Source organism: Alloacidobacterium sp., from assembly GCF_035631355.1.
In the GTDB taxonomy this organism is placed as follows: domain Bacteria; phylum Acidobacteriota; class Terriglobia; order Terriglobales; family Acidobacteriaceae; genus Alloacidobacterium.
On sequence record NZ_DASQIX010000007.1, the window covers coordinates 148265 to 155000 of the forward strand.

5 protein-coding genes and 2 rRNA genes are annotated in these 6736 nt (G+C 54.5%); 3 read left to right on the top strand and 4 right to left on the bottom strand.

The genetic code is table 11. The features are described from left to right. Positions 1-27 precede the first annotated feature (27 nt). Entirely contained in the window at positions 28-1161 is a 1134-nt protein-coding gene (locus VEV40_RS02560) for a hypothetical protein (RefSeq protein WP_324829931.1), read from the top strand. A 142-nt stretch (positions 1162-1303) separates the two neighbouring features. On the opposite strand, the gene VEV40_RS02565 is transcribed toward VEV40_RS02560, so the two are convergent. Next, a complete protein-coding gene (locus VEV40_RS02565) occupies positions 1304-1717 on the bottom strand; it encodes a hypothetical protein (RefSeq protein ID WP_324829933.1) in 414 nt (137 codons plus the stop codon). A gap of 176 nt (positions 1718-1893) precedes the next feature. On the opposite strand from VEV40_RS02565, the gene VEV40_RS02570 reads away from it, so the two are divergent. Continuing rightward, positions 1894-3471: a choice-of-anchor D domain-containing protein gene (locus VEV40_RS02570; RefSeq protein WP_324829934.1), complete on the top strand. Its 1578-nt coding sequence runs from the start codon at positions 1894-1896 to the stop codon at positions 3469-3471. A gap of 4 nt (positions 3472-3475) precedes the next feature. On the opposite strand, the gene VEV40_RS02575 is transcribed toward VEV40_RS02570, so the two are convergent. After that, positions 3476-4786, bottom strand: coding sequence for a DNA polymerase Y family protein (locus VEV40_RS02575; RefSeq protein WP_324829935.1), 1311 nt, complete (start codon positions 4784-4786; stop codon positions 3476-3478). Between the two features lie 137 nt (positions 4787-4923). Between VEV40_RS02575 and VEV40_RS02580 the strand changes: the two genes are divergently transcribed. Beyond that, positions 4924-5415 (top strand): DinB family protein, encoded by a 492-nt coding sequence (locus VEV40_RS02580; RefSeq protein WP_324829936.1) that lies wholly within the window; start codon positions 4924-4926, stop codon positions 5413-5415. 61 nt (positions 5416-5476) lie between these two features. Here the strand turns inward: VEV40_RS02580 and rrf are convergent. Next, positions 5477-5593: ribosomal RNA gene (gene rrf, locus VEV40_RS02585) — 5S ribosomal RNA — on the bottom strand. Positions 5594-5894: 301 nt separating this feature from the next. Beyond that, a 23S ribosomal RNA gene (locus VEV40_RS02590) occupies positions 5895-6736 on the bottom strand; the annotation flags it as partial.

A 6736-nucleotide genomic window follows, 5' to 3' on the forward strand; every position in this document is an offset into this window, starting at 1 on the left:
TCAAACAAGTCTCACAAATCTGTTCAAATGGCGCCTCGCGGCCACCGCAATGGCCAAGCGCACACAAACGGTATTCCGAATATCGACTCCCTTGTGAACTTCAACAATCACTTCCAGGCACGGGGCGTCGATCAAAACGGCAACACGCAAGTCATCTGGTATTACAACATGGTAGGAACCGCGCCGGAGCATCACGGCACCACGACGCTCAATGCTCCGATCGTCCCCGTCACATTAGACCTGCGCAACTTCGATGGCTCGCCGAGGTTCGTTAACGGTCAGCCGCTCATCTCCAGCCCTGCACAATTTGTCCAGCCGACGGTAGACTCGCCGGTATTCCAAAACTTCACTTATTCGAGCAGCAATGACGCTACGCAGTTAACGGATGCCGTCCAGCGGGCGGAGTTCTTTGACCGGGCAAAGCCCGATTGGCATACGTTACTCAACCCGAGTGTAAAAACGGGAAGGACGATGGTTCTCATCCGCGGCACATATCGCTTTGCCCTCAATGCTGATGGAAGCTGCTGCGCATTCGTGCTGGTCGATGCCAACACTTTTGGGAATGCATTATTCCCTTCCACATACCCGTTCGACAACAGCACACCGGTAGGCGCCGCGGAGAACACAGGCGATATTACGACTCAGGACATCTCGACGTTCCTGTTCCCAAATACTTATCTCTATGTGAATGGCGATCCGAATCAGTGTTGCATACTTGGCTATCACACATACGACCTCGAGCCAGGCATCCCCAGCAACGGCAATCTCGAAAGACGCTACGTCCTGAACTATTCCAGTTGGATCAGTCCCGGCCTGTTTGGCGGCGGATTCGAGGACGTGACTGCGCTGAGCCATGAAGTGGCCGAGACCTTCAACGATCCCTTCGTCGCCAGCGATGGCATCCGCAACATTACACCCTGGTGGTTATCTCCAAATGGGAATTGCCAGAACAATCTCGAAGTTGGGGATGTGATCGAAGGACTTCCCGAAGGTGTATATCCCATCACGATGAACGGGATGACCTACCACCCGCAGAACGAGGCATTGCTGCAATGGTTCGAATTCGAAGCCCCGTCCAGCGCGATCAGCGGAGCCTACAGCTATCCGAATATTGGAACGCTAACAGCCCTCTCGCCTCCTGAAGGCGTGAACTGCAAGTAGGCGCCATCCACAAGCAGTAGCAGGCTGTCCTGGATCATTTCCGGGATGGCCTGCGAAACGTGGACGCTCTGGCGTCCTGGCTTTCCCAACCACACATCCGTTAGGAATTTGTGAAGTAATGCGGTTCCAAAAAAGAGAATTGCTAGCAGGCCTGCGGTAACTGCATCCTGTCCGGCGCAACCCACTCTCTTTTGGCTTTTTCACTCTGCAACAACTCGGGTGACCAGAAACGAAGCAACAGCTCTCCGTTCAGCCGATGTTCATTCAGCCGTAGAAACTCATGAAACGTAGGCTCGTGGTGTGAAGCAATCAGGCTCGTCCACGCGACCGTAATTGTTTCGTGGTAGAATTCAGGTCTTCCCAGGTGCGTCGCGTATGCCCTTATGCCGTTACGCACATTGTCGGTGGCGACCTCCAGCGGGTGCTGGTGAAGGTGAAGCCAAGCCAGGCGCAGATGGTCCACATGGCGGAAGCAAGCGGGCGGAAGTAGGCACGCGTGAAATGCCGCGAGGAATTCCGCATCGCTCAACGCCGATGAGGCAGGTTTCAGGGACATCTTATCTTTCTCCGTTCGTCAGAGGCCCCACTTAAATCTAGTAGGTGTGGGTTACCCCGGCATCCATGGGCCCGAATATCTCTTAATTCTAAAATGCTCCAGCACGGAGCCATGGAATGGGATCACACTTGAATCATTCGTGCCATAGCGTTCCCTGGCTGGGATCCAGAGGCTGGGTGAATATATTACTACTTGCCTGCTGCCTGCTGTGGTCTGTGACGAGTGCTGCGGCTGCAGGTACGGCCAATCTTTCGGTCACCCCAACCAGTCTGAGTTTTGGCAATGTGATAGTGGGGTCGGCAGCTACGTTGCCGCTGACAGTGACCTCAAACGGGACATCCCCGTTAACGATCAATTCGGTGGCAGTCAAAGGTGCGGGATTCAGCGTGCCCGGAGTGAGATTCCCTCTGACTCTGAATCCTGGCCAGACTGCAATGCTGGAGGTGCGCTCAGCTGCTTACACAATCGGCGCGATCACGGGCACCCTGACGATCAGGAGTAACTCTCCTACCAATCCGTCCATAGCGATTCTCCTCACGGGCACCGGTGTAGCTCGAACAATTGCACAGCTGAGAATAAGCCCGAACAGTCTGAACTTTGGCAACGTGACTGTGGGATCGGCTGCGACATTGCCGGTGTCAGTGACGTCAACAGGAACCGCTCCGCTGACGATCGGCGCACCAGCGATTACTGGGGTGTTCACGGTTTCGGGAGTAACTTTCCCTGTCACGTTGAGTCCTAAGCAGACGGTGACGATCAATGTCACGTCGACACCGAAGGCAGCGGGCACCACGGCAGGCGTACTAAGTATCAGCAGCAACGCGATCAGGCACAACAGGATAGCGATTCGCCTGATCAGCACAGGGGTGGCTCAAACCAGTCCGCAGCTGACAGTAAGCCCGGCCAGCCTGAACTTCGGCAACGTGAAGATAGGAACAACGGCAACAAGGCCGGTAACGCTGACTTCCAGTGGGACGGGTCCATTGACGATAAGCTCTCGAGCAATCACCGGGGCAGGGTTCACGGTGTCAGGCGTAACTTTTCCTATCACGCTGAATCCTAAACAGGCCGTGACACTGAATGTTAGGTCGACACCGAAAGCAGCGAGCAAATCGACGGGCACACTTACGATCAGCAGCAATGCATTGAGGCATAGCGGAATCGCCGTCGGCCTGACCAGCAATGGAGTGTCTCAAATCGGTCCGCAAGTGACGGTGAGCCCCGACAGCTTGAGTTTTGGCATGGTCAATGATGGCGCTTCAGCTGTGCTGCCGGTTACGCTGGTCTCGACTGGGACAACTCCGGTGAGCATCACCTCGGCAACGATCAAAGGTACTGGCTTTACTGTGTCCGGGGCTACCTTTCCTGTCACTTTGAATCCAACGCTGGCGATTACGCTGATGGTGCAATTCAGCCCGACGGCAGGCGTTGCAATGGCGGGCACCTTGACGATCGGCAGCAACAGTTCTGATGGACCATCAACGGTTGTCAATCTGAGCGGCAGTGGTCAATACGTAGTTAATCTGAACTGGGAAGCACCCAGAAGTTCTCCTGATCCGGTAGCAGGCTATGACATTTATCGGTCAGCAAAAGGCAGCTCTTCCTATCAATTGATAAATTCATCCGGTATGCAGACGACATATGTAGATAACTCTGTCGAATCCGGCTCTATCTATAGTTACTATGTGAAAAGTGTCGATCGTTCCGGAGTGCAAAGCAGTCCGTCGAATACGGCCGGTGTGACGATACCTTAAAGACTTACGCAGATTTGCTCGTCCGTTGGCGGGATGTGTGTCGCCAGCCGGAAACCGAATTCTGAATTGGCTTACTCTGGCGAAAGCTGCTGCTGTCCGGGATCGAAGCAAAAGCGATCTGAGCTGGAGCGGCGTCGCGGATGGCATGCGTGCCGCCTAAGTAGATGGCTTCTGCACCAAACAGCTTGTGAATTGCATCCATGGTTTCGGACAGCTTCTGATGCCGTCTTTCTTCCCGCAGAAAAGTTTCAGTATGCTGCTCGTCAGGGACAAGATCGTACAACTCCACTCCAACAAAGGTCGGCTTGCCTTGCGGACAATCGGCCCACATGCGCTTGAGCGGTGCCTGAATCGTGAAGACATCCTGCGCTTCTAGCATACGGCTGTGGCACTCCCATAGTTTCTTTTCACGGCCGGGAGAGAAGCTGAGATAGACGGCCAGTCCGCGCGCCCATAATTTTTGACTGCGCAGACGCGCCGTTGCGCGCGCCAGCAGCTTTTGCGCCACGGCCTTGGCCTTCTCCATGGTGCGCAGATACGGCGGTAGAATGTGCTCATGCCCGATGCTCTGCGGAATGGATCGCGGCTCGTCAAAGTCGTATCCCCGAAGCCAGTACCAATAGCGCTCGCCATAGAGATTGCCCCATGCGGCGCGCAGCTGTTTTGCGTCGAGCGCAAGCAGGTCTTGCATGGAACGGATTTTTTGCCGGCGCAGGCGGATCTCCATTCGCTCGCCGATTCCGGGGATGTCGCGCAGGCTGAGGCGGTAGAGCAGATTGGGGAGATCGGCGGCATCGATCACGACGAGGCCGTCGGGTTTCTCCATGTTGGTTGCGATCTTGGCCAGCAGTGCATTGGGGGCCAGTCCGATCGAGCAGCGCAGGCACTCGCCTACATCATTTCTGATTATCTGTTTCACTACTGCTGCAAGAGCAACTGCCTGTTGTGGCTCGCACTGACTGGCGATGAGCCTGCAAGCGATCTCGTCAATGGAAAGCACCTGCTCAACAGGCAGACAGAGGTTTACGGCTTCGAGAATTTTGTGGTGAAAGCGCGCATATTCGTGTTGTTTCGCTTCGACAAATACGATTTCCGGACAAAGCTTCCGCGCTTCGGCAACATCGGTTCCTGTCTGGATTCCATAAGCTTTGGCCTCATAGCTTGCCGCGATGCAGCAGGTTGTTTCAGCCATCACCGGAAGCACTGCCATCGGTCTGCCGCGCAAATCCGGATTTAGTTGCTGCTCTACAGAGGCGAAGTAGGAATTCAGATCAAGATAAAGCCAGCGAACGGTCCCAGGAACCGGGTACTGCATACCTTTGGCATAAGGGAAGATTTAGCGAAATTCCCGACCTTCCCCGGTTAGTAAAGTTTATTTGGCGGTCCTCTGCTTCAATGATTGGCATGATACTCTGGCTTCCGCATTTTGCTACTCCTTTTTCGGAGGAACCCATGCCGACGAAAACAGCGGAGAGAACTTTGCCGCTTGCCGATTCCCTTGTGCGGGCTCTGGATATCAACTGCCGCATTACGCGCTACCTAGCGGAGAATCTTGACCCCAAGGCCTGGCATGCGCCAACGCCGGATGGCAAAGGCCGGAACGTGGCAGCAATTGTGGCGCATATTCACAATGTGCGCCGCATGTGGCTGAAAGCCACAGGCAGCAAGGAGATTCCGGAAGAACTGAAAAAAGAAACACTCAACGCAAAAGAAGCTCTTGCCGGACTGGATAAAAGCGCCGCAGCCCTGCATGCGCTGGTCGCGGAATCACTCGCTACCGGAGTGCGCATCAAGGGATTCAAGCCGGACACGGCCGCCTTTGTTGGCTACATCATTGCGCACGATTCGCATCATCGCGGACAGATTGCCATGCTGGCACGACAGGCCGGATTTCCGCTGCCGAAGCAGGTTGAGTTTGGGATGTGGGAGTGGGGTGTACGGTGAAAGCGAATTCTGACACCACAATGCAAAAAGCCCGCTCGAAAGAGCGGGCTTTTTATGATTATGCCGGCGATCACCTAATCTCCCACACAATTTCTCGTGCAGTACCATCGGCCCAGCGAGGCTTAACTTCCGTGTTCGGGATGGGAACGGGTGTGACCCTCGCGGTATGGTCACCGGCAAATTGAGGCGCTTTCAAAGCGTTTACGCTTTGAGCCGAAATCCTGAGGGGCATTGCCCGAAGAACCTCGACGCCTTATAACTTGGGCGGCGCTTGGCGGGCTGTTTCTCCCGCAGCCAGGTAACTTCAACGAGCTTTTTCTCTCGGAAGCGAAAACGGCAAACTGGCGCCATATCCAACCTAATATCTCACAACGAAACCGATCGGGAATATTTCCCTTGAATCTTGTTACTTTGACCAAGCGTATTTTACAAGGCTTGTTGAATATCTTTCTGCGGCATTACTGCACAGAATTAATTCTATGGACAAGCCGAACGGGCGATTAGTACTGGTAAGCTACACGCATTACTGCGCTTCCACATCCAGCCTATCAACCAGGTGGTCTTCCTGGGCCCTTCAGGGAGATCTCATCTTAGAGCGTGCTTCCCGCTTATATGCATTCAGCGGTTATCACAACCGAACTTCGCTACCCAGCCGTGCCATTGGCATGACAACTGGAACACAAGAGGTTCGTCCATCCCGGTCCTCTCGTACTAAGGACAGCCCTCTTCAAATCTCCTACGCCCACAGCAGATAGGGACCGAACTGTCTCGCGACGTTCTGAACCCAGCTCACGTACCGCTTTAATAGGCGAACAGCCTAACCCTTGGAACCTTCTACAGCTCCAGGATGCGATGAGCCGACATCGAGGTGCCAAACCCATGCGTCGATATGAACACTTGGCATAGATCAGCCTGTTATCCCCGGCGTACCTTTTATCCGTTGAGCGATGGCCCTTCCATACAGAACCACCGGATCACTAAGGCCTGCTTTCGCACCTGCTCGACTTGTAGGTCTCACAGTCAACCACTCTTATGCCTTTACACTCGACGGCTGATTTCCAAACAGCCTGAGAGTAGCTTCGCGCGCCTCCGTTACATTTTAGGAGGCGACCGCCCCAGTCAAACTACCCGCCTAACTATGTCCCTCTCCCGGATCACGGGAGGAGGTTAGAGTCACAGCACTCGCAGGGTGGTATCTCACCATTGGCTCCGCCAAGTCCGAGAACCTGGCCTCAAAGCCTCCCACCTATCCTGCGCAGCAAGTACCATAACCCATAGTTAAGGTGTAGTAAAGGTGCACGGGGTCTTTCCGTCTAGCTGC

What these genes read in the sequence shown, in the direction of transcription:
- VEV40_RS02560 (WP_324829931.1), top strand. Translation starts at nt 28, where the DNA reads ATGGCGCCTCGCGGCCACCGCAATGGCCAAGCGCACACAAACGGTATT.
- VEV40_RS02565 (WP_324829933.1), bottom strand. Translation starts at nt 1,717, where the DNA reads ATGTCCCTGAAACCTGCCTCATCGGCGTTGAGCGATGCGGAATTCCTC.
- VEV40_RS02575 (WP_324829935.1), bottom strand. Translation starts at nt 4,786, where the DNA reads ATGCAGTACCCGGTTCCTGGGACCGTTCGCTGGCTTTATCTTGATCTG.
- VEV40_RS02580 (WP_324829936.1), top strand. Translation starts at nt 4,924, where the DNA reads ATGCCGACGAAAACAGCGGAGAGAACTTTGCCGCTTGCCGATTCCCTT.